19 protein-coding genes are annotated in these 26,525 nt (G+C 68.5%); 16 read left to right on the top strand and 3 right to left on the bottom strand.

Annotation, left to right across the window (positions count from 1 at the left end):
• Positions 1 to 24: 24 nt before the first annotated feature.
• Complete coding sequence (locus ACQPYD_RS11045) at positions 25 to 1,428, bottom strand: family 2B encapsulin nanocompartment shell protein (protein ID WP_433700893.1); 1,404 nt, start codon at positions 1,426 to 1,428, stop codon at positions 25 to 27.
• 680 nt (positions 1,429 to 2,108) lie between these two features.
• Here ACQPYD_RS11045 and ACQPYD_RS11040 point away from each other — a divergent pair.
• The 3 genes from ACQPYD_RS11040 (at position 2,109) to ACQPYD_RS11030 (ending at position 9,301) form a co-directional block, all read left to right on the top strand.
• Positions 2,109 to 3,341: an MFS transporter gene (locus tag ACQPYD_RS11040; RefSeq protein ID WP_433700892.1), complete on the top strand. Its 1,233-nt coding sequence runs from the start codon at positions 2,109 to 2,111 to the stop codon at positions 3,339 to 3,341.
• A 1,059-nt stretch (positions 3,342 to 4,400) separates the two neighbouring features.
• Entirely contained in the window at positions 4,401 to 8,090 is a 3,690-nt protein-coding gene (locus ACQPYD_RS11035; protein ID WP_433700891.1) for a CHAT domain-containing protein, read from the top strand.
• 740 nt (positions 8,091 to 8,830) lie between these two features.
• Positions 8,831 to 9,301, top strand: coding sequence for a hypothetical protein (locus ACQPYD_RS11030; RefSeq protein ID WP_433700890.1), 471 nt, complete (start codon positions 8,831 to 8,833; stop codon positions 9,299 to 9,301).
• Positions 9,302 to 10,246: 945 nt separating this feature from the next.
• Here the strand turns inward: ACQPYD_RS11030 and ACQPYD_RS11025 are convergent.
• The gene (locus tag ACQPYD_RS11025) at positions 10,247 to 10,846 is read right to left on the bottom strand and encodes a TetR/AcrR family transcriptional regulator (RefSeq protein WP_433700889.1); all 600 of its coding nucleotides are present in this window, start codon (positions 10,844 to 10,846) and stop codon (positions 10,247 to 10,249) included.
• Positions 10,847 to 11,020: 174 nt separating this feature from the next.
• Between ACQPYD_RS11025 and ACQPYD_RS11020 the strand changes: the two genes are divergently transcribed.
• From ACQPYD_RS11020 to ACQPYD_RS11005, 4 genes are read left to right on the top strand one after another with little or no spacing between them, the layout of a single operon-like run.
• Complete coding sequence (locus tag ACQPYD_RS11020; RefSeq protein WP_433700888.1) at positions 11,021 to 11,788, top strand: ABC transporter ATP-binding protein; 768 nt, start codon at positions 11,021 to 11,023, stop codon at positions 11,786 to 11,788.
• Positions 11,789 to 11,791: 3 nt separating this feature from the next.
• Complete coding sequence (locus tag ACQPYD_RS11015; RefSeq protein ID WP_433700887.1) at positions 11,792 to 14,749, top strand: ABC transporter permease; 2,958 nt, start codon at positions 11,792 to 11,794, stop codon at positions 14,747 to 14,749.
• Positions 14,736 to 16,043, top strand: coding sequence for an MFS transporter (locus tag ACQPYD_RS11010; RefSeq protein ID WP_433700886.1), 1,308 nt, complete (start codon positions 14,736 to 14,738; stop codon positions 16,041 to 16,043). Before ACQPYD_RS11015 ends, ACQPYD_RS11010 begins: the two co-directional genes overlap by 14 nt.
• Complete coding sequence (locus ACQPYD_RS11005) at positions 16,040 to 17,083, top strand: 3-oxoacyl-ACP synthase III family protein (RefSeq protein WP_433700885.1); 1,044 nt, start codon at positions 16,040 to 16,042, stop codon at positions 17,081 to 17,083. The genes ACQPYD_RS11010 and ACQPYD_RS11005 overlap by 4 nt, the downstream gene beginning before the upstream one ends.
• Here ACQPYD_RS11005 and ACQPYD_RS11000 read toward each other — a convergent pair.
• Entirely contained in the window at positions 17,072 to 17,338 is a 267-nt protein-coding gene (locus tag ACQPYD_RS11000) for an acyl carrier protein (RefSeq protein WP_433700884.1), read from the bottom strand. The genes ACQPYD_RS11005 and ACQPYD_RS11000 overlap by 12 nt on opposite strands.
• Before the next feature lie 90 nt (positions 17,339 to 17,428).
• Between ACQPYD_RS11000 and ACQPYD_RS10995 the strand changes: the two genes are divergently transcribed.
• The 9 genes from ACQPYD_RS10995 (at position 17,429) to ACQPYD_RS10955 (ending at position 26,371) form a co-directional block, all read left to right on the top strand.
• Complete coding sequence (locus ACQPYD_RS10995) at positions 17,429 to 17,698, top strand: acyl carrier protein (protein WP_433700883.1); 270 nt, start codon at positions 17,429 to 17,431, stop codon at positions 17,696 to 17,698.
• Positions 17,695 to 18,348 carry a GNAT family N-acetyltransferase gene (locus ACQPYD_RS10990; protein ID WP_433700882.1) on the top strand — a complete coding sequence of 218 codons (654 nt, stop codon included), beginning with the start codon at positions 17,695 to 17,697 and terminating at the stop codon, positions 18,346 to 18,348. The genes ACQPYD_RS10995 and ACQPYD_RS10990 overlap by 4 nt, the downstream gene beginning before the upstream one ends.
• 7 nt (positions 18,349 to 18,355) lie before the next feature.
• Complete coding sequence (locus ACQPYD_RS10985; protein WP_433700881.1) at positions 18,356 to 19,135, top strand: SDR family oxidoreductase; 780 nt, start codon at positions 18,356 to 18,358, stop codon at positions 19,133 to 19,135.
• Complete coding sequence (locus ACQPYD_RS10980; RefSeq protein WP_433700880.1) at positions 19,132 to 20,079, top strand: ACP S-malonyltransferase; 948 nt, start codon at positions 19,132 to 19,134, stop codon at positions 20,077 to 20,079. The genes ACQPYD_RS10985 and ACQPYD_RS10980 overlap by 4 nt, the downstream gene beginning before the upstream one ends.
• The gene (locus tag ACQPYD_RS10975) at positions 20,076 to 21,038 is read left to right on the top strand and encodes an ACP S-malonyltransferase (protein ID WP_433700879.1); all 963 of its coding nucleotides are present in this window, start codon (positions 20,076 to 20,078) and stop codon (positions 21,036 to 21,038) included. Before ACQPYD_RS10980 ends, ACQPYD_RS10975 begins: the two co-directional genes overlap by 4 nt.
• Complete coding sequence (locus ACQPYD_RS10970) at positions 21,035 to 22,405, top strand: class I adenylate-forming enzyme family protein (protein WP_433700878.1); 1,371 nt, start codon at positions 21,035 to 21,037, stop codon at positions 22,403 to 22,405. Before ACQPYD_RS10975 ends, ACQPYD_RS10970 begins: the two co-directional genes overlap by 4 nt.
• 529 nt (positions 22,406 to 22,934) lie before the next feature.
• A complete protein-coding gene (locus ACQPYD_RS10965; RefSeq protein WP_433700877.1) occupies positions 22,935 to 24,302 on the top strand; it encodes a radical SAM protein in 1,368 nt (455 codons plus the stop codon).
• Positions 24,299 to 25,285 carry a hypothetical protein gene (locus ACQPYD_RS10960; RefSeq protein ID WP_433700876.1) on the top strand — a complete coding sequence of 329 codons (987 nt, stop codon included), beginning with the start codon at positions 24,299 to 24,301 and terminating at the stop codon, positions 25,283 to 25,285. The genes ACQPYD_RS10965 and ACQPYD_RS10960 overlap by 4 nt, the downstream gene beginning before the upstream one ends.
• A gap of 219 nt (positions 25,286 to 25,504) precedes the next feature.
• Positions 25,505 to 26,371 carry a JmjC domain-containing protein gene (locus ACQPYD_RS10955; protein WP_433700875.1) on the top strand — a complete coding sequence of 289 codons (867 nt, stop codon included), beginning with the start codon at positions 25,505 to 25,507 and terminating at the stop codon, positions 26,369 to 26,371.
• Positions 26,372 to 26,525 lie beyond the last annotated feature (154 nt).

Below are 26,525 nucleotides of genomic sequence, written 5' to 3'. Positions count from 1 at the left end.
TCCTTCCCTGACAGTGTCGGGTGCTCAGCCACGGGGCCGGACCTCGGCGTTCTCCAGGATGCCGATGGCGTCGGGCACCAGGACCGCGGCGGAGAAGTAGGTGCTGACCAGGTAGGAGATGATCGCCTTGTCGTCGATGCCCATGAACCGGGCGTTGAGGCCGGGCTCGACCTCGTCGGGGAGGCCGGTCTGGTGGAGTCCGATGACGCCCTCGTTGTCCTCGCCGGTGCGGATGGCGATGATCGACGAGGTGTGGTGCTCCGAGACCGGGATCTTGCCGCACGGCAGGAGCGGCACGCCGCGCCAGGCGGGGAGGTGGTGGCCGTTGACGTCGACCGTGCCGATGTTCAGCCCCCGCTTGTTGCACTCCTTGCCGAAGGCGGCGATGGCCCGGGGGTGGGCGAACATGTACTGGGTGTTGCGGCGCATGCTCAGCAGGTCGTCGAGGTCGTCCGGGGTGGGCGGGCCCTCGTGGGTCTGGATGCGCTGCTTGAAGTCGGCGTTGTGGAGCAGGCCGAAGTCGCGGTTGTTGACCAGCTCGGACTCCTGGCGCTCGCGGAGCGCCTCGATGGTCAGCCGCAGCTGCTGCTCGGTCTGGTTCATCGGCTTGTTGTAGAGGTCCGCGACCCTGGTGTGCACCCGGAGCACCGTCTGGGCCACGCTCAGCTCGTACTCGCGGGGCTTGAGCTCGTAGTCCACGAAGGTGCCGGGCAGCTCGGTCTCGCCGACGTGGCCGGAGGACAGGGCGATCTCGGCCTCGCCGTGCTTGTTCTGCCGGTGCTCGGGCACGGACAGGAACTGCTGCACCTGGGCCTGGAGGCTGGGCGAGTCGTCCAGGAGGGCGATGAACTCGCGGCGCGGCAGGGCCAGCAGGACACCGGAGGACGCCGCCTTGACGGTGAAGTCCCAGACCGGTTCGGTGTCGAGGAGGTAGCGGTCCCCGAACTTGTCGCCGTCGGCCAGGACGCCGAGGTGGTTGACCTCGCCGTAGTGGCCGTTGCTGGTCTTGTGCACGCGACCGTGCGCGAGGAGGTAGAGGTGGTCGGCGGGGGTCCCCTCCTGCGCCAGCACCTGCCCGGCCTCGAACTCCTGCTGGACGAAGCGCCCGGCCAGGGCCTGCAGCACCTCGATGTCCTCGTAGCCGCGCAGCACGGGGAGCTCGCCTAGCTCGGCCGGGATGACGCGGACCTCGGAGCCGGTCTGGTCGAAGTCGATCCGGCCGTCACCGATGGTGTAGGTCAGGCGCCGGTTGACCCGGTAGGCGCCGCCGTCGGCCTGGACCCACGGGAGCATCTTCAGCAGCCAGCGGGAGCTGATGCCCTGCATCTGCGGCGCGGACTTGGTGGTGGTGGCGAGGTTGCGCGCCGCTGCGGTCGCAAGGCTCCGCTGCTCGCTGGTTCGTACCTCAGGGGCTGAGTCGATCGACATCCGCGGATTCTCTCCTCGTGGTGGTCGTTGTACCCGTCCCGTGGGTCCTCGGGGGAGCCCACGGGACGGGCGAGGGGAAGGAGGGTTGGCTGAACGCCTACGTGAGCCGCCCGACCCTGGTGGCCCCAGAGCCCGCGTCCCGTAAACCGCTGATCACCCTAGGAGAGCGCCGCCGGACATCGCAGCGGAATCGCGTTTTTCCCACTCTGAACAGGGGTTACCAAAACCCACTTCCCATGCTCGACCTTTCATGAAGAACCCGAGAGAATCCTCCGTTCTCCCACTTCGATCCCAGCTCAAACCACCCCCGTAACATGACAAAGGATGACGAAAAACCCCACAGCATCGACCACGCCACACGCGAGGCGCAGACATCCCTTTTGCCCGGAAGGTGATGACATAACACGACATGAACGCCTCTTGAAAAAGAGGCCCCAGCACGCCACCTGAACACCAAAGGCAGTGTTTTCGGACAACCGGTTACAGCTTCCCTTGTGATCCCAAAGCGGATTTCCCGTCCGGACGGAGCGACGCCGGACCCGCCGCAGGGACCGGGGCAGGGACCGGGCTAGGATCGGCCGCGACCGCGCCTTCCCGGTCCGGGCCCCCTGCGGCCCGGCGCACGAGGCGACCGGCCGACCCCGGAGCGGGCCGGGAAACACGACAAGCGAAGAGCGGGCATGACCGGCTACCTGCGTTTCCTGCACTCGAACCGGCGGTGGCTCCTCGGCGGGTTCGCGCTCTTCCTCATGTCCTGCTTCGGACAGACCTTCTTCGTCTCGCTGTCCGCCGGAGACATCCGGGCGGAGTACGGCCTCTCCCACGGGGAGTTCGGCTCGCTCTTCATGCTCGCGACCCTGGCGAGCGCCCTGGCCCTGACGCAGATCGGTTCGATCGTCGACCGCTTCGGCGCCGCGGGGGTCGTCCTGGGCGTCTTCGCGTTCCTGGCCGCGGGCGCGGCGGCGATGGCGCTGTCGTCACACGTCGCCGTCCTCTTCGTGGCACTGTTCCTCCTGCGCCTGTTCGGCCAGGGGATGATGACGCACACCTCGTTCACGCTCATGGGCCGGTGGTTCGGCCGCGAGCGGGGACGCGCCACCTCGGCGGCGACGCTGGGGCTGAACACCGGAGAGGCGCTCCTGCCCCTGGCCGTGGTCGCACTCGCCGCCCTGACCGGATGGCGCGGGACCTGGTGGGCGGCCGCGGTGCTCCTGCTCGTCCTCGTCTGGCCGGTCACGGCGCTCATGAGCGCCGAGCGCGAACCCGACCCCGTGCCGGAGGGAGGCCGGGAGCTGCGGGCACGGGACTGGACCCGCCGCCAGGCCCTGCGCGACCCCTGCTTCTACCTGGTCGCGGCGGCGATGGCTGCTCCCGCCCTGATCGGCAACACCGTGTTCTTCCACCAGGTGTACCTGGTGGAGTCACGCGGGTGGGCGCCCGCAGCGTTCGCCGCGGCGTTCACCGTGTACGCGGTGACCACCGTCGTGTTCAACCTGGTCGGAGGACAGCTGGTCGACCGGTTCAGCGCGATGCGGCTGGTGCCCGTCTACCTGCTGCCGCTCGGGTTCGGTCTGGTCGTGCTGGCCTCGGTGGCCGACCAGTGGGGCGCGTTCGCCTTCATGGCGCTGTACGGCGTCACCAACGGCCTCTCCCTGAGCCTGTTCGGCGCGGTGTGGCCGGAGGTCTACGGAACCGCGCACCTGGGCTCGATCCGGTCGGTGGTCGTGGCGGTCATGGTGTTCGCCTCCGCTGCCGGCCCCGGCGTGGCGGGTCTGCTCATCGACGCGGGTGTCCCCTACTCCGCCCAGCTGGCCGCGCTGGGCGGCTACTGCCTCGCGGTGTCCGCGGTGATGGCCAGGGTCGTACCGCTGTTGCGGGCACGTGTGCTCTCGCAGAGCGTTCCCGCGGACTGACGCCCGGCTTCGTGTGGCGGCTGCCGGACGGACCGGGTGGATCTTCTGATCGCCGGGCGGCGTTCCGGCCTGTGAGCCGGACCCTGGGACTCGTCCACCTCGCGGGGCTCGACAAGTGGTGAGGGGTGGGCCTGACCGGTGCCGTGTCGGCGGGCTACATCTTCCCTGCCGGCGCCGTCCTCGTCTCCCCGCGTGGCGTGGTCCACCGGCCAGACTGCATGCACCAGTGTCTCGTGCCGGGTGTGATGGAGGCTCTGGCATGTACCGGCTTTGGTAGAGCCATGTTTCTGGAGTCTCAGGCCACGGTGCTCGGTAGTCTCTTCTCGAACTCTACGGGTGACCGTGATCTGCGTGATCAGATAGCGCCAATCCCAGGCGCGGTCGTGTCCCAGAGTATGTGCCAACGGCCACCCGTCAGATACAGAGCACCGGGAAAGGCAAGAAGGGACAACCGCTGATCGGTCAGCTTCTTTCCCAGTACCGTCAGCAGCCCGCCCACCGGCTACACCGCCGGGGTGCGCTTTAGCCGCACTCCGTCGACATAGCACGAGGGGACCTCTTCCGCAGGACTGGGTTCCCACACACGTGCACACCGATTCCGTGGGCAGTGGTACTTGGCCAAGCTTGGCCGAGACCGATCAATCCCGACTGCGTTCAGCCCTCGATCCCCCGCAGCCCAAGCAAATCCGAGGTAGCCATGTAGGCCCTTTCGCTCCCCCAACGCGGCCAGGGCCGTGTCTAAGACCTCCAGGGAATCTGTGGTGTCCTGACCCGCGCGCGCCTTGTTTAGCACCGTTTCGACCAATTCGGGGCCATTGGGGCGAGAACTCAGTCGTTCACGGATCGCTTGTGCGTTCTGACAGACGGCGGACAACAGCACTTCCACCTGGTTCGATGCCGCTTTTTCCGCTTCACTCATACGGCCTCTTCTCTGCACGGGTCGCAGGACACTGGGGCACGAGATCCTACCCTGAGCGATGATGACAAAGCAGGACTTAACAAGCTAGCATAGCACAGATACCATACTTATGTCCTGATGATTACTTCGGAAGGCCATGAATGCAAGAGCAGTGGTGGTCGGAATCATTGGCTCGGATACTTGAAGCCATCAATAGCGGCAACACATTTGCGCTGTTGAACTCGGAGTTAGACCAGGATTTACAGGAATTGCAACTCGTGGCGTTCTTCAGTGATCAGAACCCCAGTCTACTGAGAGTCAGTCACGCGGTCGGATGGTTCCAGTGGTTGCGTTACCTGGCTGTACCTGGGGGAGAGGACAAGACTGATCTCCATGGTGCCACGGATGCTCTGGTACCGTGCTTTTTCGCAGGATTGGAGCCCTTGCCCCGCCCTTTGCTCCCTTTGCTCGCCGATGCGTCGGTCCAAAGCGCCCTTCAACTGTTGGATCAGGCCATGTCCTCCGCGAGCCCCGAGCTCGCCACTACAGCGGTATCAGTGTGGGAACGCATCGTGTCAGCAACTCCGGATGATCATCATGACCGTTTCGATCGTTTGTCCAGCCTTGGCATTGTGCTGCATATCCTGTCTCGACATACCGGCCGACTGACTGACCTGGACAGAGCCATCAACACCATGCGCCAAGCCGTCCACACCACACCAGCTCGCCATCCTGATCGGGCCGTGTATTTGTCGAATCTCGGGGCGGCTTTAGCGGACCGGTACAGGATTTCCAATGACTTGGCCGATTTGAACAAAGCAGTGGACTTCAGCCGGGAAGCCGTCCAGTGCATCGACGATCATCCCGATCAGGATAGGCACCTCCACAACCTCGGTTTGGAACTCAAGGACCGGTATCGGCGCACCGGGCAGCCGATTGATCTGGACGAGGCCATCGCCAGCATACGTCAAGGCATCTTGACTACACCGGACGACCACCCAGATCGATTCCAGCGCCTGACGGACTTCGCCGGATTGTTGACCGCTCGGTTCGAGCACACGGGTAGCCGACCCGACGTGGACGAGGCCGTTTCCACCTTGAGAAAAATCGTCCAGACCACACCCGAAGAGCACCCCCACCGAAACAGACACCTAGCTATCCTCGGCGCGGTGCTGCGGGCCAGGGCCAAGTACGCTAGCGGCCCAGCGGATTTGAACGAGGCCATTGATCTCACCCGATGGGCCATCAATGTTACACCTGACGACCACCCCGACCAAGTCACGTTGCTGTTGAACCTCGGTATGGCAATTTCCGAGAGGTTCGAGCACACCGGCGACCAAGACGACCTGGACGAGGCCATCACCACCATCCGCCAAGCCATCCGCACCGCACCACAGAACCATCCCTCACGAACCGCAATGCTGTCCAACCTTGCCATTGCACTGCGTAATCGATTCGATTACATCGGAGGTCGGTCTGATCTGAACGAGGCGGTTGAGCTTAACCGTCAGGTCATTCTAGCCACTCCGGATGAAAGCCCCAACCGCGGCGGCGACCTTTCCAATCTTGCCGTAACTCTGCATGCCAGGTTCCATATCGCAAGGAATAAGGACGACCTGGACGAGGCCATCACCACCATTCGCAAAGCCATCCACAAAACACCCGAAAATCGACCGAACAAAGCCGCGATGCTATCCAATCTCGGCATTATGCTGCGCGTCCGGTTCAAACGAATCGGTGACCAAACAGATGTGGACGAAGCCATCGAGGTCGGCCGCCTTGCTGTCGACCGAACCAACGTCAACGCACCTGAGCAAGCAGGGAGTCTGTTCAACCTCGGCATCGCGCTGGCTGAGAGGTTCGAGCACACCGGTAACCAGGACGACCTGGACGAAGCCATCACCGCCACCCGCCAGGCCATACACACAACACCCGCCAACGACCCGCACCTACCCGACTACCTTTGTGGCCTCGCTGCAAGACTCAGTTCCCGGGTTCGGCACACCGGAGATCAAGGAAACCTACGAGTCGTAATTGAGCTCTACACCCGTGTCTGGCGCATGCAGTCCGCCACACCTACTGTACGAATCCACGCGGGTTATAAGTTGGCCGATCTAGTATCCTCCGCAAACCCGGCACACGCAGCAGAGGTTCTACAGGACATCGTCGGCCTGCTGCCCAAGGTCGCTCCCCACCGCTTAGCCCGTACTGATCAGCAGTACCAGCTTGGCCAGTTCTCTGGCCTGGCTGGAAAGGCCGCAGGGGCAGTACTCAACCATCCCGGTCTGAGCTCGCAGGACCGAGCCATCCAAGCACTGGGCATTGTGGAAACAGGCAGGGGCGTCCTGCTCAGCCAGGCCCTGAACACACGCAACGAACTCACCGACCTGCAGAGAATAGCCCCAGACCTTGCAAACCGGTACGCACAACTGCGCAACAATCTGAACAGCCCCGAGCTTCCAAGAAGTCTCGAAACCGCCTCCGCCACGGAGACATCGGCTGCGAATTCGGAGAAACAGGCAGTCATGAGTGATCAGCGCATGTTCCAGGACCGACACCTTCTGGCCAGTGAGTTCGATGCGGTTCTGGAAAATATTCGCACACTAGACGGCTTTTCGTCCTTCGGACTCAACCCATCTATTCAAGAAATAATAAGGGAAGCAGACCAGGGCCCGATAATCGTGTTCAACACGACACCCGAACGCTGTGACGCCCTACTGCTTACCAACACAAGTATCTCTCACCTGGAGTTGCCCGATCTGACCTGGGAAAGCTTGGTGGAGAAAGTCAATATCTTCCGCCGCCACCGAACACAGATAAATTTCACGAAATCAGATGCCCTCGATAACAGCGAGAACCCTCAGCAGGAACTGATCGACATCCTGGCTTGGTTGTGGGACGTAGCAGCTGGCCCGGTTCTGAATGCGTTGGGCTTGGACACGGAGCCCGAGGATGATTCCTGGCCACGAGTGTGGTGGTCTCCAGGAGGTCTATTGGGGCTATTGCCCCTGCACGCGGCTGGCCATCACACTGATCCACCCGGAAGCCGGCGCACAGTGATGGACCGGGTCATCTCCTCATATACCCCCACCGTGCGCGCTTTGCGTTACGCCCGCGAACAGGCCTCCCGCCACGAGAGCGGGGTGGGAGCAGCTAAGCGGGCGTTGGTGGTGGCGATGCCTACCACACCCGGCCTCGACCACCAACCAGGCGAAGGCGCGCTGCCGTTTGTGACCGTGGAGAGGGAGAAGGTACATAGGCATCTGCCTGAGGCCGTCATTCTGACGACCCCCGATCCTACCCTATCCAACCCGAACAGTGACATGTTCGCAGTACCGACCCGAGAACAGGTCCTCGAGCACCTTCCTCGTGTGGCGATCGCGCACCTGGCCTGCCATGGCCAAGCTGACCCGGTCGACCCCTCACAGAGCAGACTTCTACTACACGATCACGCCGACCATCCGTTGACCGTGGCGCAACTGGGGCCACTGCAGCTCGACCATGCCCGACTCGCCTACCTGTCGGCATGCAGCACCGTTGCCATTACGAAAGACGAATTGTTGGACGAGGCGATCCATGTGGCCTCAGCGTTTCAGCTCGCTGGATTTCCGCACGTGGTGGGGACCCTGTGGGAGGTCAACGATAAGGTCAGCGGGGCCGTAGCTGATCTGTTCTACGCCTATCTGCGTAATGAAGGTGATCAAGAGGTCAACCCAACGCGTGCCGCCCGGGCACTGCATGCCGCAGTACGAGCAGTACGGGATGGTGCTGACTTGCAGGACATACTGCCCGGTTGGGACCGGATCGCGGCACCGTTGTTGTGGGCTCCCTACCTGCACACCGGAGCATGAGCTGTTTCGTGCCGGGAGATGACCTGGCCGTGGGTCATGGGCCCGTACGGCGGTGAGGTCACCCACGCGCGTGTCCGCGGTGACCGGACGTCCCCGCTTCGGCAGCCGGAACACCGACACGTTCAGGTGGGCGGGCGAGGTGATCGTGGCCGCCGCCTAGGTCGACACTCGGCGATCGGCTGACTGACACCCATAGAATTTGAGAACGGACAACCGAGCACCGTGGCCCGAGGGTCCGAAAACACGGCTTCATCAAAGCCGGTACATGCCAGAGCCTCCAATAAAACCGGCACGAGACACTTCTAACCTGATGACCAAAGGTCAGAATATTGCCGGGCGCTCCATAAAACCCGATTCAGACGGATCATTCGGGGAGTCAGTAAGAGGCCCTCATCGCATTTCGGGCCCATGCACGCTCCATACGTGCTCTGCAGTACCAGGTCCAGTACAGGCAAGCGAGCAAGCTCTTCTCACGTCCAGCAAGAGGAAGTATCCGCTGCGTTCCCATACGCAACCCCTAGGATCTGCAACTTTTTTACAGCGGCACGACAGCACTCGCACCCGTGGGAGAATGATGTGTGATCGACCCCAAGACCATTGATCTGACAGACCTCCTTGCCACTTGGTACGGTGCCCCCGTTAGAAGCGCAACACCTCTCCCTGATTCCTGCATTTGGCTCCCCGAGTCGCTTAAGGATTGGCATGCACTAGCCAGGCGATGGGACACCCGAATCAACCACATGACGTCGATGATTCCACCTGAACAGATTTGCACCACCGAGGGCAAAGCCATTTTCATGGTGGATGCAACAGGTGACTGGCGCTGGTGCATTGACCCAAACGAACCAGACAGCGTTTTCGACGCTGAACTCTACGAACCTTGGGAGAGGGGCACTGAACAGCTTTCAGAATTCCTTGCACACAATACCGTGAAAGAAATTATTTACGGGGCATCCGCAAAAATGTCGACCCTCGATACCCCGGGCGAGGCGGCGAAAGAAATCATCTCTCCCCTGAAAGAAATTGCGTTCGGCGCCTGGAATTGGCCAGTACCGGGATGCCGAATATTCATGGGCGGCGACACACTCGCACAGATCACTCCGACCTATCGCAAAGACATTTGGGAGGTCGACGTGGCCGCTCCAGACTTCGCCGACCTATTCCCTTTCGAAAAAATTTCCGGAGTAGACTGGCAGAAAAGAGAAGCATGACAGCACACCAAAAAAACAGGGGCGAGTCCAGGAAACCCGAGATCGGCCTTATTTTTGAACTTTAATTTTTTACGTTAGAGCTCAACTCAAAAGTCCTGCGGAGTACCCCTGCGCCTCACATGACCACACCCTGTGATTTATGTGTTGCCTGTGGACCCGGGGAGGTCGTCCAATCGCTGCTGCTTCCCGCCCCGAAGGCCGGTCGGCCCATGTAGGCCAGAGAGCCGTGTTGACCACGGGGCTGTTCGTTCAGGCCTCGGGCTACTTTCCTTCCCAGCCCGTTGACCAGTGATGGCCACACTCATCACCAGATCCGACACAACATCCGTGCCCTGGGCGAACGTGCGGCAGACGAGCCGAAACAGCGATGGTGAGCCCTGAAGCACGTCACTTTGGGCACGGGCCGGACCGGAGCGATCACCCAAGCCGCCCTCGACAACGCATGAGAACAGAGCGCGCTGGGAAGACCTCACTGTCGCCTCACGTGTCCCAGGTCGACGGCTTCTCCGTCGATCCGCACCTTGGTATCACCCAGGGCAGGGATCTCAGCTGCCGCGCCGTCCTCCTCTGAACACGGACGGCGTCTCACGGAATGACGCTGCACCAAAGGGTCGTGCCCACCCATCGAGCCCGGCTGCTCGAAGTGGTCCGCCGTACACGTTCTCGGGGAGGTGCGCCGGCACCCGGGCCGCATACACCCGCCCGAACCCCGTTCAAGGTTCGCGCAAGGAACGCGCAAGGCCCCGCTGGAAGATTGCTTACATGCTCGCGAACAGGCGGTAGACCACGGCGTCTCCTGTGCCCGTCCACACGGCCGCAGGTCCCGTGGAGAGAGTGAGGAGTTGCCCTGATGGAGGCCATCCCCCCGGCGCGCTTCGGCGCCAGCCACCTCCGACCCGCCTCAGGACGCCCGGGGGTCGCGCACGCCGAGGACGGTCGGCGGCGTCACCCGGCCAGCCAGGACACCGCGGCCTCGACCGCGGCCAGCTGGCGGTCCGGGCGGTCGCCCTCGGACAGCCTCGCGCACCCCGCCCACAGTCCGTCGACGGTCACCAGGAGCAGCTCGGCGACGGCCTCCGGGTCCTTCACGGAGGACAGCTCGCCCTCGACGCGCGCGTGCTCCAGGGCCCGCACGAAGCCGGCGCGGAGCCTGTCGTCCAGCACCGAGAGCACCTCCCCGAACGCGGGATCGACCACGGCGCGCGCGTAGAGGGCGCTCCAGGCCCGCACCTGGGCCAGCCGCCGCTCGTCGGTGGGCAGCAGATCCACGAGCACCTGTCGCAGAACCTCCGGAAAAGCAGGGCGCCCGACCCCGTCCTGGAAGACCCCGAAGCACGCGGTGATCTCGTCCGCGATCACCCGGAAAGCGAAGTGGAGCAGCTCCTCCTTGGTGCCGAACTCTCTCTGGACCGCACCCGCCGATAACTGCGCCTCCGCTGCGACAGCGCGAATACTGACCCCCTCCAAACCCTTCTCGGCGGCGATCCGGTACAGCGCGTCGACGATCCGGCGGCGTCTTTCCTCTTTGTCCACAACTTTTGGCATCCGCCCATCATGGCACAGCGGAGAGGATTATCAATACACCCGCGAGAGCACATTGAGACCAGGCCCACGGAATCGAATCCATGAAGTCACGGAGAGCGAAGTCCGACTGCCACGAAGCCTGTCACCTGCGAGAGCGCCGCTGATACACGCGAAAAAGTAATTCATTCCACGGCAATGCTCATACCGAAAGCGACGACCGCGAGGCGATCTGTGACCACCCCAGTCATTCATGTGAAGGACATAACGAAAACGTACGGAGAGGGGCAGGCCTCCTCCTCCGCGCTCAGAAACGTCTCGCTGACGGTCGCCGAAGGCGAATGGGTGTCGATCATGGGCCCCTCCGGGTGTGGAAAGTCGACGTTGCTGAACTGCGCCTCCGGTTTGGACGGCATCGACGGCGGCACGGTGCTCGTCGAGGGCGAGGACATCCACGCCCTCTCCGAGCGCAAACGGACCGTCCGGCGCGCGCGCCGGATGGGGTTCGTCTTCCAGGGGTACAACCTGATCCCGGTGCTCTCGGCGCTGGAGAACGTGGAGATGCCGCTCCTCCTCGGCGGCGCCCGACCCGGCAACGCGCGTTCCAGAGCGCTCTCCGCCCTGGAGCGGGTGGGCCTGGCCGACCGCTCCCGCCACCTCCCCTCCCAGTTGAGCGGCGGCCAGCAGCAGCGGGTGGCGATCGCCCGCGGGATCGTGCACGATCCGGCCATCGTGTGGGCCGACGAACCGACCGGCGCCCTGGACTCCGCCTCGACCTCGGAGGTGCTGCGCCTGTTGCGCGAGCTCCACGCCGACGGCCTCACGCTGATCATGGTCACGCACGACCCCGACGTGGCCGCCTACGGGGACCGCGAGGTCCACATGGCCGACGGCCGGGTGGACCGCGTCGAGGACAACTCCGCGCGCCCGGCCTCCGGCCCCTCCGACGCCTCGCCGGGGGTGTGACGGATGAGCGACGCACTCACCCTCGTGGTCGCGGTGGCCTCTCCGCTGCTGCTGATCGCCCTGGTGGCGCTCACCCCGCGAGGGCGGCTGAGCGTGCGCATCGCCATGCGCAACGCCTTCCGCCGACCGGCCCAGACCCTTCTCGTGGCGTTGGGCCTCTCCCTCGCCGCCCTGCTGTTCTCCGCCTCCTTCACCCTGGAGGCCGCACTCCACCAGGCGATGCGGGCCCAGCAGACCGCGGACCTGGGCGGGGTCGACGCGGTCGTGACCCCGGTGGAGGCGGACGACCGGGAGGAGCCGGAGCAGCAGCAGGAGGAGGCGGGGGAAGCCGCCGACACCGGGCCGCCCGCCCTGGACTCCGACGACGTCCGCTCCATCGAGGACGCCCTGGACGAACCCGGCACCACGGTCTCCTCACTGCTCAGCCTCCCCGTCCCCGTGGAGCACGAGCGCACCGAGCGCGGCGAACCGGCACTCACCGTGGTCGGAGCCGCGAACAACGACGACGCGGTCCGGCTCGTGGACTCGTCGGGCGAACCGCTGGCGCGCGACAACCTCCGCGAGGACGACATCCTGCTCAGCGGGGCCGCCTCCCGCGACCTGCGCGCGGAACGGGGGGACGTCCTCACCGTCGCCGGCCGCACCATGCGCGTCGTCGGCGTGTACGAGACCGGCGCCCCGCTGGCGCCTCCCGCCTCCGCGGTCGTGTCCCTGCGCGAACTCCAGGAGATCGCCGACCTCCCCGGCCGGGTCAACGCCGTCACCCTGGCCTACGACCGCGAGGTCACCTGGGAGGAACGGGAGGACCCCGTCCACGGCGAACTGTCCTCCCTCGCCCGCGCCAACGACTGGGAGGCCGAGCCCCTGCGCGCCTCCGCGCACGAGAGCGCGGACCGCCTCACGGCCGAGTTGTCGACTCTGTTCCTGCTGTTCAGCCAGCTGTCCATGGTGGCGGGCGTGCTCCTGATCGTCCTCGTCGTGATGATGCTGGCCGGCGAGCGCCACGCGGAGTTCGGCGTCCTGCGGGCCATGGGCATGAAACGCGGGCGGCTCGCCTTCGTCCTGGCCCTGGAGGGGCTGGGGTACGCGGTCCTGGCGTCCGCGGCCGGAACCCTCCTGGGCTGGGGGGTCGGGGCGAGCGCGTCGCGTGTGCTCAGCGACCGGGTCACGGACCCGGCCCTGCCTCCGCCGCGCCTGGAGTTCGGGTTCGACCCCGTGGCCATGGCCACCGCCTACCTCATCGGCGTGGGCGTCATCGCGGTGGTCTTCGCGCTCGTGGCCCTGCGGGCCTCGAAGGTGGACATCGTCGCGGCGCTGCGCGGGGCCGAGGCGCCGCCCCGGTCCCGGCGCCGGGCCGTGGTCCTGCCGGTCCTGGCCCTGCTCGCCGGACTCGCGACCGCGGCCCTGGGCGTGCGGAACGGGACCGCGACCGAGACGCTCACCGGGCTCACCCTGGTGTTCGGGGCGCTGGGCGCCGGGCTTCCGCGCCTGCGGGTCCCGCAGCGCCTCGCCCACTCCACGGGGGCGGTGGCGGTCATCGTCCTGTGGTCGCTGCCGAGCGAGCTGTTCGGCGAGACCGGGTCCGGCATCACGATCTTCTTCCTCTCCGGCATCGCCCTGGTGGGCGCGGGCGTCTGGCTGTTCGTGTCCAACGACGACCTCGTGCAGCGGGCCCTGCGGCGCCTCCTGGCGCCGCTGCCGAGGATGACCTCGGTCGTCCCCATCGCGGTGGCCTACTCCGTCCGGAACCGGCTCCGCTCGGGGATGACGATCGCGATGCTGAGCATCGTGGTCCTGACGATCACCCTCAGCGGCTTCGTCACCGCGGCCGTCAACCAGATCTACGCCGACCACCGGTCGGTGACGGGCGGGTTCGACCTCCAGGCGTCCTGGGTCTCCCCGGGCGGGACGCCCCCGGACCTGCGCGGCGTGTTCGAGGAGAGCCCGCACATCGACACCTCGGAGGTGGGCCGGATCGGCGGGTACGCCGACGTCTCCGTGCGGGCCCGCCAGATCGACGCCGAGGCGGGCGCCGAGGAGGTCGGGGTCTGGGGGGCCGACGAGGACTACATCCTCGGCAACCGCTACCCGGTCTTCCTCCGGGCCCCGGGCCTGGACTCCTCCGAGGAGGTCTGGGACGAGCTGCGCCGCTCCCCGAACACCGCCGTCGTCTCCGGGACCATGATCCCCAGCGACTCGGCGGCCTTCGTGGGCGGCGGGAGCGACCTGGAGCTGGAGGGCGTGGACGTCCTGGACGAGGAGCTGCCGGGGGACCTGCGCCTGGAGGTGGCCGGTCCCGACGGCGGCACCACCACGCTGCGCGTCATCGGGGTCGTGGACCGGAGCGCCGAGTACCTCGGGGACGTCGTGACCTCGACCGAGGGGCTGGCCAGGATCACCGGTGAGGACGCCTCCCCCACGCACTGGTTCGTCGCCGCCGAGGACCGGGAGGAGGTCGGGGAGGTCGCGCTCGCCGCCCGGCGCGCCCTGCTGGACCACGGGGTCACGGTCACGCCGCTCCAGGAGGAGGTGGAGTTCCGCGCCTCCTCCAACGGGGTCGTGCAGTGGCTGCTGATGGCCTTCATGGGCTTCGGGCTCGTCGTCGGGTGCTCGGCCCTGGGCGTGGTGAGCATCAGGTCGATCACCGAGCGCCGCAACCAGATCGGGGTGCTGCGGGCCATCGGCATGCAGCGCTCGGGGATCCGCCAGCTCTTCCTCATCGAGTCGCTGGTGGTCACGGTGAGCGGCATCGCGCTCGGCGTGGGGCTGGGCTTCGCCGTGTCCCCGGGCCTCGTGGACTCGCTGCGGGTCGACCTGCCGGGGGTGACCTACACGGTCCCCGTGGCCGTGCTCGTCGTGATCATCGGGGCCACCCTCGTGTTCTCCACGCTGGTGTCCGTGCTCGCGTCGCGGCGCGCGGGCGACGTCCCACCCGCGGAGGCGCTCCGTGACCGCACCTGAGACCCGGCCGGTCCCCCTGCGCCGCAACCGGTCCTTCCGCATCCTGTGGACCGGCCAGTTCGTCGCGCAGTTCGGCCCCGGGATGGGAGCCGTGGCCTACCCCCTCGTCCTCCTGGACTCGGGGGGCACCCCGGCCCTGGTCGGCACGGTGACCTTCGCCCTGGGGGCCGCCGCCGTCGCGGCCAGGCTTCCCGGCGGAGCCGCGGCCGACCGGTTCGACCGGCGCGCCCTGATGATCGGCGCGCAGGGGTCCCGGGCGCTGGCCATGGGATTCCTGGTCCTGGTGCTGGTCGTGGTCGGCGACTCCACGCTGCTGCTGTGGGCGGTGGTGGCGGTGGCACTGGTCGACGTGGTGGGGCACGAGGGCTACCGCTTCGCCGAACGGGCGGCGCTGCGGCACATCGTGCCCCCCTCCCAGCTCTCCGCCGCGGTGGGCCAGAACGAGGCGCGCAACCAGATCGCGTCGATCCTCGGGCCGGTCGCGGGCGGGTGGCTGATGGCGGTCTCGCGGGTCCTGCCGTTCGGCGCCGCCGCCGCGGGCCACGCGGTCGCGGCGATCGGGCTGGTGTTCGTCCGGGAGAGGCTGCAGGGTCCCCGCGAGCCGGCGGCGTCCGTGGAGGGGCCGCGGCGCCGGCGGTGGACGGAGGCGTTCTCCTGGATCGGGGAGCGCCCCCCGCTCCAGGTCCTGCTGCTCGCCGGCGCCGCCCCGAACCTGGTGATCAACGGGGTGATGCTGACGGTCGTCATGGTCGGCGCCGACGCGGGGGTCGGGAGCGCCACGATCGGCGCCGTGCTGGGCACGGTCGGCCTCGGGGGGATCTGCGGGGCGCTGGGGGCCTCCGCCCTCCTCCGGCGCTTCTCCCCCAGGACCCTGGTCCTGGTCACCCTCTGGGTGCTCCCCCTGACGGTGGTGGCGGCCATCCCGCTCGTCGACCACTGGAGCGTGGTCTTCCCCCTGGCCGTGGCCGTGGCCATGGCGCCCCTGCTCTCCATCATCCTCGGCACCTACCAGCTGCTGACCACGCCCGACCGCCTCCAGGCCCGGGTGGGCAGCGCGTGCACGTTCATCTCCGGGGCGGTGGCTCCGCTCGGTCCACTGGTGGCCGGGTTCGGCGTGCAGTACACCGGCACCCCTCTGCTGTTCTCGGGTTTCGCCCTGCTCCTGCTCGGCGTGGCCGCGCTCGTCACCGCGCTGCCCGCCACCCGTGAGCTGACCTCCTTCCCCCGACAGCCGGACCGCCCGGCTGGGAAGTCCTCCGACGAAGCGCCCCCCAGCGCGAAGGAAGCGCCATGAGACCAGATGAGAACATCTCGACCACCTCCGGCAACACCCTGCTGAACAAGGTCCCCGTCGGCATCCTGGGCGTGGGCTCCTACGTGCCCGGGGTGGTCGTCACCAACGAGGACCTGGGCCGCCACCTGGACACGAGCGACGAGTGGATCGTGTCCAGGACGGGCATCCGGGAGCGCCGCTTCCTGCCCGAGGGCGAGAACACGTCCGACATGTGCGTGGCCGCGGCCCTGCGCGCCCTGGAGGACTCCGGGACGGGCGCCGACGAGATCGACTGCGTCATCGTCGCGACGTTCACCTTCGACCAACTGCTCCCCTCCACGGCGCTGACGGTGGCGGACCGGATCGGCGCGCGCGGGGCGGTGTCGCTCGACATGAACCAGGCGGCCTGCTCCGGCGGGCTGTACGGCATGTGGACGGCGGTGCACCTGCTCCAGAACGGCCACTTCCGACGCGTCCTGGTCATCGGGGCCGAGGCCCTGTCCCGCATCACGGACCCGGCGGACCGCACCACCCGGGTGTTCTTCGGGGACGCCGCGGGGGCCGCCGTCCTCGGGCCCGTGGAGGAGGGCAGCGGGGTGCTGTCGTGGAGCCTGGGGGGAACGCTGTCCCACGCGGTGGAAGTTCCCGCGGGGGGCGCGCGCGAGCCGTTCGGGCCGGAGGTGGTCGGCACGGGCCGGCAGTTCCTCCAGATGGACGGGCCCGAGGTGTGGCGGCAGGTCATGACCCAGATCCCCCCGAACCTGGAGGAGACCCTGAAGCTGGCGGGCCGCACCGCGGACGAGATCGACCACTTCGTGTTCCACCAGGCTAACAAGAACCTCGTGACCGGGCTGATGGACGCGATGGGGCAGCCGATGGGCAAGGCCGTGACCACCATCGAGGAGTACGGGAACACGGGCGCCGCGACGATCTTCACCGTGCTGGACCGGTTGAGGGGGGACGGGCGCCCCCGACCCGGCGAGCACACGGTGTTCGCCGTGATCGGGGCCGGCTTCCTGTGGGGAAGCATGTGCCTGCGGCAGCAGGGCTCAGGCGTCTAGCCCCGCCGGCGCGCCTCCCCGGCGCCGGAGCAGGTCCAGCAGGTCCCCCACACTGCGCAGCCCGTCGAACTCCTCCTCGGTCACCTGCGCACCGCACCGTTCCCGGATCAGCAGGCGAATTTCGTACCCGGCGATGGAGTCCACCCCCACATCCTGGAGGAGTTCCTCCCTCCCGGGATATCCCCCCTCACCGTCAACGGCCTCCCGAATGATTTCCATGACCATTGTCTCCGTCACGGCGGATTCCTTTGCCATCGCCCGCTCCAATCTTTTCCGACCACGAACAGCAATCAGCAAGAGAATACACACCGAGCCAAAGCTCTCCAGAACGACAGGGGTTTGAAAATGCGCACGACCGAGTCCTACGAAAGCGAAGTGAAGAAGGTCTACGTCGAGCTCTTCGAGATCGACGCCGCGCCGGAGTCCATCGGCGGCGACGAGGAGCTGTTCGGCCCGCAGTGCGTCCACGGCATCGACTCGATGGACGTCCTGCGCTTCCTCGCCGACCTGCGGAAGCGCTACGGCCTGGACGTCTCGGAGATCGCGACCGAGACCTTCCGCACCCCCGCCTCCATCGCGGCGTTCCTCGCGGGGCGCGAGGGGGGCTCCGAGTGAGGGGCGCCCTGGTCAGCGTGTCCGCGATCGAGGACGACGAGTACCCCCTCGTCGCGCAGTGGTTCCGCAAGGGCCTGGTCGGTGCCCTCAGCACCGGCAGCTCCCAGCGGTTCACCAGCACGTCCGGCATCCGCGCGGCCATCGAGTCGGGGCCCGAGAAGTTCGCCATGGTCCGCACCCACGAGGGCGTCCCGGTCGGCCTGGTGCAGTGGCGCCAGCGCAAGTACCCGGGGAGCTACACCGTCGGCGGCGTCATCGGCGACAGCGAGCTGTGGGACTCCGGGTGCGGCGGGGAGGCGTCCTGGCTGCTGGTCCACGAACTGTTCCACGCGCACAACGCGCACCGGATCGAGTTCATCACGGCCGCCTTCAACGCCCGGGTGATCCGGATGCTGGTCAAGTCCGGGATGGTCATCGAAGGGGTCCTCCGCGACTACCTGTTCCTCGACGGCCAGTACCACGACGCGATCGTCACCTCGTACCTGCGGGACGAGTACTACGGCGCGGACGAGAGCGGCATGACCGGCGACGCCTTCTTCGGCGACACCGTGCCGGCCTCGGACAAGGCAGAGGCCCGCGCGCTGCTGCGGGACTACATGCAGAACCGGCGGTTCGACGACATCACCAGGTCCTACACGAAGGAGCCGTGAGAAGCACATGGAACTCGACTCGAAATTCGCCCTGGTCACGGGCGGCGGCAGCGGCCTCGGCCGGGCGGTGTGCCTGCGCCTGGCCGAACTCGGCGCGGGCGTCGCCGTCGGCTACCTCTCTCGCTCCGAGGTCGCGGAGAAGACCGCCGAGGAGATCCGCGCCTTCGGCGGCACGGCCCAGGCGGTGAAGATCGACGTCCGCGACTACGCGGAGGTCACCGAGGCCGTGCAGGGCCTGGTCCGGGAGCACAAGAGCATCGACATCCTGGTCAACAACGCCGGCATCTGCACCGCGAGCACCATCGTCTCGACCGAGTCCACCGACGGGTGGAACGACGTCATCCAGACCAACCTCGTGGGCGCCTACAACTGCATCAAGGCCTGTGCCCTGCCGATGATGCTCCAGCGGTCCGGCGCCATCGTCAACGTCTCGTCCATCCTCGGCCTCGTCGGCAAGGGCGGGCTGAGCGCCTACTGCGCGAGCAAGGCCGGCCTCTCGGGCCTGACCGCCTCCCTGGCCGCCGAGTTCGCCATGCACGGCGTCCGGGTCAACGCGGTCGCCCCCGGCCTCTCGGGCGGCACGGGCATGATCCAGGAGTTCCCGCAGGACCAGCTGGAGATCATCGTCAACGAGCGCATCCCCCTGCAGCGTGCCGCCGAGCCGGAGGAGATCGCCGAGGCCGTCGTGTTTTTGGCACGCGAGGGCTCCAGCTACATGACCGGGCAGACCATGGTCGTGGACGGCGGGCTCACGTCGGTGATCCGGGGGATGGCGAAGACCAGATGACACAGAGGACGGCCGTCCTGTTCAACCCCCAGGTGGCCATGCGCCCCGGGGACTACCGGGACCTGTACGAGGCCCTCCCCCGGGTCCGCCGACGGCTGGAGGACGCCTCCGAGGCGATCGGCGCCGACCTGGTCGGGGCCTTCCACTCCGCCGACGCGGACCTGGTCAACCAGGGGCCGCTCATCCGGCCCATGTCGGTCGCCCTGGGTGTCGCCCTGTACGAGTCCCTGCCCGCGCGGCTCGGGGAGGGGGCCGCGTACATGGCCGGGCTCAGCCTGGGGCAGATCACCGCCGCCGCGGCCGCCGGGGCGCTGGAGTTCGCCGACGCCGTCCGCACCGTGCGGACCATGGCCGCCATCGAGGAGGAGGTCTTCGCCGGACGCGACTACGGGAGCACGTTCTGCTACTGCGTGGACCTCCGGGCCGTGCACGCGAAGATCGGGGAGCTCACCGGGCAGGGGTGGGAGGTGGCGCCCTGCGCCGTCACCGGCGACGACCAGATGGTGGTGTCCGGCGAGGGCCGGGCCCTCACCGCCGTCAACGAGCTGGCGGCGCAGACGGGCGGGGTCGGCGTGCGCATCCCGCACGGCCCGCCCGGCCACTCCCCCATGCTGGCGGAGGCCGAGCGCCGCTTCGCCGCCGAGTGGGGGCAGGCCGACCGGGTGCGCGACCCGGGGGTCCCCCTCATCTGCAACATGGGCGCCCGCCCGCTGACCACGGCGCAGGAGGTGCGCGAGGCCCTGATCACCCAGTACACGCGGACCGTGTACTGGGCCGAGGGCATCGAGCACCTCCTCGCGCTGGGAACCACCCGGTTCGTCGTGGTGGGCCCCGGCCACTTCATCGCCAAGTCCTTCACGTTCATCGGCAGGGCGAAGGGGGCGGACGTGATCCGCTTCGACCAGGCGCCGTCCTTCCTCCGAGACATGGCGGAGCACCGATGAGCGCGGTCCTCTTCGGCGGAACGGTCCCGCCGCTGCACGCCAAGACCGGCGACTTCCTGGAGACCGACCCCTACGCCCGTGCCCGGCTGGAGGAGGCCGAGGAGGTGCTGGGCTCGGGCATCCTCCCGCGGTTCGCACGTACCTCGGAGTCCTACTCCCGCGAGGCCCGGCAGGCCTATCTGGTCACGTGCGCCGCCCTCGCCGACCGCGTCAGGTCGGAGGAGGGGGACGCCCGCCTGTGCACGGCGGCGAGCATCGGCCACCTCCCCGCGCTGCACTACGTGGGAGCGCTGTCCTTCGCGGACATGATGCGGGCGGGCGAGGCCGTGGCCGCGTCCGAGGAGGTGTGGAACGCGGCCGACCACGGCAGGGTGTCCCACTTCGTGTACCGGGTCGGGCGCGACCGCCTCGAGGAACTGCGGGCCCGGGTCGAGTCCGAGGGCGGATGGGCCGAGGTCGCCGGCCACTTCAGCGACACCATCCACCTGCTCAACGTGTCGGCGGAGCACCTGCCCCTCCTCGAACGCGAGGTCAGGGCCGGGGGCGGGGTCTCCGTCCTCACCTTCCCCCAGGCCGAGCACAGTCCGTCCAACGCCGGGCTCCGGGACCGGACGGCCGAGGGCACCGCGGCGTTCCGCTTCCGGGACGCGGGGGTCCCCTTCGTCCGCGGTTCCGACGGCGTCCTGGTGGACAGGGCCGATGACCTGCGCGACACGCTGGTCCAGGACTGCGTCACCCCGGTCGACTTCCCGCTCGTGGTGGGCCGGCTCCGGGAACTGGGCGTGCGGCGGGTCCACGTGATCGGTCCCGGCAACCTGTTCGAGCGGCTGACCAGGGACCACTTCGACGTCACGGTCCTGGCCCCCGACGGCCGCGCCCGGGGCCTGACGACGGCCGGCGCGGGCCCGGCCCGGGTGGGCGGCCGGTCCGCGGCATCCCCGGAAAGGAGTCGGACATGACGGGCACGCTCTTCGTCGACGGGGAGGAGGTGCCCGGGCCCCGTCTCGCAGAGGACGCCGGGGCCCTGACCCGGGCGCTGTCCTCCGCCGGCGCGGGACCCGGGCACGGTGTGGTCCTGGGCCGCGACGACGCCTACACCGCGGTGCTCACGGCCCTGGCCGCCGAGTCCCTGGGGGCGCCGGTGCTCTGCCAGGGCGAGCGGTGGCGCCGCATGGGGTGCACCCGGCGCGTGGCCGCCGTCGTCGCCCCCGGGGCGGGCGGCGGTCCGCCGGCCGTCACGGCCGTCGCCGACGACGGCCGGCCCGCGTTCGCCGAGACCGCGCACACCCTGCTCTACACCTCCGGGAGCAGCGGTGAGCCCAAGGCCGTGGAGCTGTCGCGCGGCGCGATCGACTACCACCGGCACACGGTGGCCGCCCATGCCGGGGTCGGCCCCGGGGACCGGATGCTGGTGCCGATGTCGCTGCTCAACTCCTACGGGTGGGGGGTGGTCCAGTACTGGCTGGCGCACGGGTTCGCGCTGCACGTGGAGTCGCGGCTGAGCATGGACCGGGTGGCCGGGCTGCTCCGCGGCGGCGCGTTCACCACCCTCGACGGCGTCGGCTCGATGTACGCCGCCCTGCTCGCGGCGGCGCGCGAGGACCGGGACCTGGCCTCCGCCCTGGGCGGCCTGCGGTTCCGGGGGTGCGGCGGAGACGTGCTCCCGGTCTCCCTGGTCGAGGGCTACGTGGACGTGGTCGGCGGCCCGATCCACGACGGGTACGGGCTCTCGGAGACGGTCGCGTGGGTCACCCAGTCGGTCCCGGACGACTGGCGGCCGGGCACCGTGGGCCCCCTCGTCAAGGGCTCCTCCGCCCGGATCGACCCGGACACGGGGGAGGTCCACCTGCGCGGCCCGGGCCTGATGGACGGGTACCTGGACGATCCGGGTGCGAACTCCGACGCCTTCACCGGGGACGGGTGGCTGCGCACGGGGGACCGCGGCTCCCTCGCCGGGGACGGCCACCTGACCATCGAGGGCCGGATCAAGGAGTCCCTGGTCGTGCACGGGGAGACCTTCCCCCCGCGGTTCGTCGAGGACGTCATGGCCGCCTGCCCGGCCGTGAGGGAGGCCGCCGTGGTGGGGGTGCCCACCGGGAAGGCCAGGGGCGACCGGCTCGTCGCGTTCGCGGTGGCCGAACCGGGGCACGGCGGGGAGGCGCTCGCCCAGGTGCGGGCGGCTCTGCGCGACCACCTCCCCGTGCACCTGAGGCCGCGGGAGATCCACCTGCTCGACGAGTTCCCCCGCACGAGGACCGACAAGCCCGACCGCCGCGCGCTGCGCTCGTCGGTCACGGCGGGGGGAACACCGGGAACGGCTCGCTGAAAAACCGCGAAGAGTAACACGGGGAACACACAGGACAATAAAAAGGCGAGACACAGCGGGAGGAATTACAGAAGCGATATACCGAGAGCCCCGAAAGCCGAACCAGAGAGGGGACGTTCGGCCTGTTCAGCCTGCCCGAAAAAAGGCCCCACACCCGAACCGGAAAACACTTCGGAGAGGGTTGACAGGAAAAAATATGCCGTCCTAATATGAGCACTGTTCGCGAACCCGCCCCGCAAAGGCAAAAGCTTCACCCGGGAAAGACAGCGCCGGCCACATTGGACTTCCCGAGTCAATTTTGCTGAATCTCAGAGAGGAATGGTTCCCATGCAGGAGTTCGAGGAGATCATCACCGAGTCCGCCGCTGACGAAGAGGTCTCGTTCATCGACTTCAACTGCTAGCAGGCGTCTCTGGCCCGGCCCGAACGGCCGGCGACCGAAGCACCACGGGCCCCGTGGCGGGGCCGGAAGATCCCGAGACCCCGCCGCGGGGCCCTGCTCGTACGACTCTCCGAACAGAGGATCGACCATGCCCGACAAGGCTCCCGACGGCACGTTCCGTCCCTCCCGATTCAACGTGGTCACCAAGGCCGAGGACATCGGCGCGGTCGTCCTCTACAACTCCATGCGGGGAAGCGTCTTCAAGGTCGGGTCCCCGCTCGGCGAGCGCGTCCACGCCCTGCTCCACAACCGCAAGAGCGTGCTCTCCCGACCGGATCCGGACTCGGAGGAGAGGGTCCTGTTCGACACGCTGGTGGCCAAGGGCTTCCTCGTCTCCTCCTCCCACGACGAGCTGGCCGCCGCCGACGACCTGCGGGACCGGCGCAAGAACCGGACCGACCGCCTGGAACTGATCATCATGCCGACGGAGGCGTGCAACTTCCGCTGCACCTACTGCTACGAGGACTTCGCGCTGGGCCGCATGGCGACCCATGTGCGCGAGGGCGTCAAGGCCCTGGTCAGGCGCTACCGCCGCGAACACGGCATCGAGAAGCTCACCGTCTCCTGGTTCGGCGGCGAACCGCTCGTCGCCTTCGACGTGATCGAGGAGCTCAGCACGTTCTTCCTCGACTTCTGCGCCGAGGAGGGGGTCGAGTACAGCGCGGGCATCACCACCAACGGCCTGCTCCTGACCCCCGAGGTGGCGTCCCGCTGCATCGAACTCGGCATCAGCAGCTACCAGATCACCCTGGACGGGCCGGCGCACACCCACGACTCCTCGCGCTTCCTCATGGGCGGCGGCAAGACCTTCGACGAGATCGTCGCCAACCTGACGGAGATGTCGCGCACGGACCGGGTCTTCCGCGCCCTCATCCGCACGAACTTCACCGAGGAGAACAGCGTCCACGTGCCCGAGCTCATCGAGGAGATGAGCCGGCTGTACGCGCACGACAAGCGGTTCCGGGTCATCTACCGGCCGGTCGGCGACTGGGGCGGCCCCCAGGGCGAGGACTCGGAGGCCTTCTCCGGCAAGCAGGCGGAGATGACCAAGCTCGGCCTGTGCACGAGCGCCCTGGACGCGGGCCTGGACCCGGCCGACGACGTGTTCCTGAAGCCGAACGGATCCGTCTGCTACGCCGCCTCGCCGTGGTCCTTCGTGATCCGCCCCAACGGCCTGGTCAACAAGTGCACCGTGGCCCTGCGCGACCCGCGCAACGCGGTGGGACAGCTCGGCGCCGACGGCGACCTGGGGCTGGACCCGGAGCTGATGAGCCTGTGGGTGGACAACGACGACGCCAAGGACTCCGGCTGCCGCTCGTGCTTCTTCCGGCCCTCCTGCCAGGGCGCGCACTGCCCCCTCGTGCGCATCCAGGAGGGCGAGCGGCCCTGCCCGCCCCAGAAGGTCTGGATCGGTCCCACCATCACGACCGTGGCCGCCAGCCGGGGGGCCCGATGACCGGCCGGGCCGGCATCGCGGTGGACGACGACAGCACCTGGTGCGCCTGGACCACGGCGGGGGGCCTGGTCCGCGCCATGGAGCTGGGGGCCGACCGCTCCGGGGAGATCGTCGACGCGGGACGGGGGAGCACCGTCCACGCCGGCTCCGGGACGGGACGCTTCCTGGTCCACGACGGGGAGGCCGTCCGGTCGTGGAGCCCGGACGCGGGGACCCGGAGCGTGTGCTCGGCCGGACCCGGCTCACTGCTCCTCGAACCCGGGGGATCCGCCGACCACGAGGGCGTCCTCGTCGCCGCCGCCTCGGAGTCGGAACTGGCGCTGCTCTCGGCGGACGGGACCGTGTCGTCCCAGCGGCTCGGCGCCCCTCCCCTGGTCCTGGCCTGGCAGCACCGCCGCCGCCGGATCCTGTGCGTCCTCGCGGACGGCACCGTCCACAAGCTCGACCCCCGCACGGCGCGGACCGACACCTCGTCCCTCTCCTTCACGGGGAACCACCGGCTGGCGTGCTACGACGAGGTGCTCGGCGGGGTCTGGTCCGTCCCCGAGCGCTCACCCGACACCGCGCACTTCCACCGGACCGAGGCCGACCGGCCCGGCACGCTCTACACGCTGGGGCTCGGCACGGTCCCGGCGGTGATCCGCTCCTCGCACAGCGGTGAATGGCTGATCGCCGCGACCCCCGGGCGGCCCACGATGCTCACCAACGTCAACAGCGGGCGCTCCTTCACCGTTCCGGGCGAACTGGCCGCACGGGGGGCGCCCAGCGTGTTCTCCTTCGACAACCGGCTGGTGAGCGTCGAGGGCGATGCCTTCGAGGTCCTCCCCGTGCCGGCCCGCGCCGACGTCCGGTCGCGTGACGGCTCCCTCCCCATCGAGACGTTCTGGTCGGCGCCGCCGCAGATGCACCGCGCCACCAGGCGGCCCAGGGAGGAGCGCCCCCGGGGAGAGGGGGGAGGGACACGTGTCGGCGCCGGTTCCTGACCCGCCGCTCCGCACAGGCCCCCCGGGAACCGGCTGCCCGGGCCGTCGGCCGCGGAAAGGGAGGCCCCCTGCCCCGCGGCCGGCAGCGGTCACGCCCCGTCCGGGCCCGGGCCGGCTCCCCCGCCCCTCCCTTCTGTGACCGGCGAACCACGACCCCCGCTCCTGACGACCCGCCGAGGTCGGCGCCGGGGCGCGTCCGACCCTTCCACTGGAGAGCGCATGACACCCACGACGACCACCGATCGGCAGGAGCTCAGGAGCCACGGCCCCACCCTGGGCCGCCTGGTCGGTGACACCGACGCCTTCCTCGAACACTGGGAGCACGCGCCCGCGGTCGCGGAGGCGTCCGCGGACGTGGCGCGGGCCTTCCCCCTGGACAGGGCCCTCTCCCTGCTGCGGACCCCGGGCCTTCCCGTCTCGTGCTTCCGGCTGCTCCGGGACGGCGCGCCGGTACCGCAGCAGGAGTACTCCGCGGCCCGGGAGCGCCCCGGCCCCGGCCGGGAGCCCTTCGCGGACGGCGCGGCCCTGCTGAGGGCCTACGAGGACGGCGCGACGATCATCTTCGAGGAGGTGCGCCTGCTCGTGCCCGAGGTGGCCGCGATTGCCTCCGGCCTCGAGGAGGACCTGGGGTTCGGGATCTACTGCGCGGCCTTCCTGACCCCCGCGGGGAACTCGGGTGCGCGCCCGCACTACGACCTGGCCAGCGGCCTGCTGTGCCAGATCCACGGGTCCAAGGCCTGGTCGGTCGGCGACCCCTCCGAGCGGTGGCCGGCCACGCCCTGCGGCGATGCCCGGCCCGAGTTCGACCCCGTGCTGGAGACGGTCCTGCGGCCGGGGCAGACCCTCTACATCCCCCGCGGCCACCCGCACGCCGGGGCCGCGACGGACGAGCCGTCGCTGCACCTGTCGTTCGCGATCAAACCCCGGACGTGGAGGGACGTCCTCCAGTCGTACATCAGGCTCGGGGCAGCACCGGAGCCCCTGCGGGAGCTCCTGCCCCTCGACCACGCCGGACGCCCCGCCGAGGAACTGGCGGCCGAGGCCGTCGACCGGCTGCGCGGGGCGCTGCGGTCCCCGGCGCACTGACCGCGCCGCCGGAAGCGGCGGCGCGCCGGGCCGCGGGGGGACGGACCCGCGGCCCGGCGCCGGTCCCCTCCGCCGCGACGTGGGGGGCGGGCCCCTGCCGGTCCGCCCCGCGTCCGGCGAGGGGACCGGGCCCGCGGCGGGAGCCCGGGCGCTG

Source organism: Nocardiopsis sp. CA-288880 (assembly GCF_050955985.1).
Classification (GTDB): domain Bacteria; phylum Actinomycetota; class Actinomycetes; order Streptosporangiales; family Streptosporangiaceae; genus Nocardiopsis; species Nocardiopsis tropica.
This window is presented reverse-complemented; position numbering and strand designations above follow the sequence as displayed.

Bases quoted from the DNA above. Each gene is read 5' to 3' on its own strand.
- ACQPYD_RS10975 (WP_433700879.1), top strand. From the start codon at position 20,076: ATGAGCGCGGTCCTCTTCGGCGGAACGGTCCCGCCGCTGCACGCCAAG.
- ACQPYD_RS10955 (WP_433700875.1), top strand. From the start codon at position 25,505: ATGACACCCACGACGACCACCGATCGGCAGGAGCTCAGGAGCCACGGC.
- ACQPYD_RS11000 (WP_433700884.1), bottom strand. From the start codon at position 17,338: ATGGCAAAGGAATCCGCCGTGACGGAGACAATGGTCATGGAAATCATT.
- ACQPYD_RS11035 (WP_433700891.1), top strand. From the start codon at position 4,401: ATGCAAGAGCAGTGGTGGTCGGAATCATTGGCTCGGATACTTGAAGCC.
- ACQPYD_RS11015 (WP_433700887.1), top strand. From the start codon at position 11,792: ATGAGCGACGCACTCACCCTCGTGGTCGCGGTGGCCTCTCCGCTGCTG.
- ACQPYD_RS11025 (WP_433700889.1), bottom strand. From the start codon at position 10,846: ATGCCAAAAGTTGTGGACAAAGAGGAAAGACGCCGCCGGATCGTCGAC.
- ACQPYD_RS11040 (WP_433700892.1), top strand. From the start codon at position 2,109: ATGACCGGCTACCTGCGTTTCCTGCACTCGAACCGGCGGTGGCTCCTC.
- ACQPYD_RS10960 (WP_433700876.1), top strand. From the start codon at position 24,299: ATGACCGGCCGGGCCGGCATCGCGGTGGACGACGACAGCACCTGGTGC.
- ACQPYD_RS11020 (WP_433700888.1), top strand. From the start codon at position 11,021: ATGCTCATACCGAAAGCGACGACCGCGAGGCGATCTGTGACCACCCCA.
- ACQPYD_RS10970 (WP_433700878.1), top strand. From the start codon at position 21,035: ATGACGGGCACGCTCTTCGTCGACGGGGAGGAGGTGCCCGGGCCCCGT.
- ACQPYD_RS11030 (WP_433700890.1), top strand. From the start codon at position 8,831: ATGACGTCGATGATTCCACCTGAACAGATTTGCACCACCGAGGGCAAA.
- ACQPYD_RS11045 (WP_433700893.1), bottom strand. From the start codon at position 1,428: ATGTCGATCGACTCAGCCCCTGAGGTACGAACCAGCGAGCAGCGGAGC.
- ACQPYD_RS11005 (WP_433700885.1), top strand. From the start codon at position 16,040: ATGAGACCAGATGAGAACATCTCGACCACCTCCGGCAACACCCTGCTG.
- ACQPYD_RS10980 (WP_433700880.1), top strand. From the start codon at position 19,132: ATGACACAGAGGACGGCCGTCCTGTTCAACCCCCAGGTGGCCATGCGC.
- ACQPYD_RS10965 (WP_433700877.1), top strand. From the start codon at position 22,935: ATGCCCGACAAGGCTCCCGACGGCACGTTCCGTCCCTCCCGATTCAAC.
- ACQPYD_RS10995 (WP_433700883.1), top strand. From the start codon at position 17,429: ATGCGCACGACCGAGTCCTACGAAAGCGAAGTGAAGAAGGTCTACGTC.
- ACQPYD_RS10985 (WP_433700881.1), top strand. From the start codon at position 18,356: ATGGAACTCGACTCGAAATTCGCCCTGGTCACGGGCGGCGGCAGCGGC.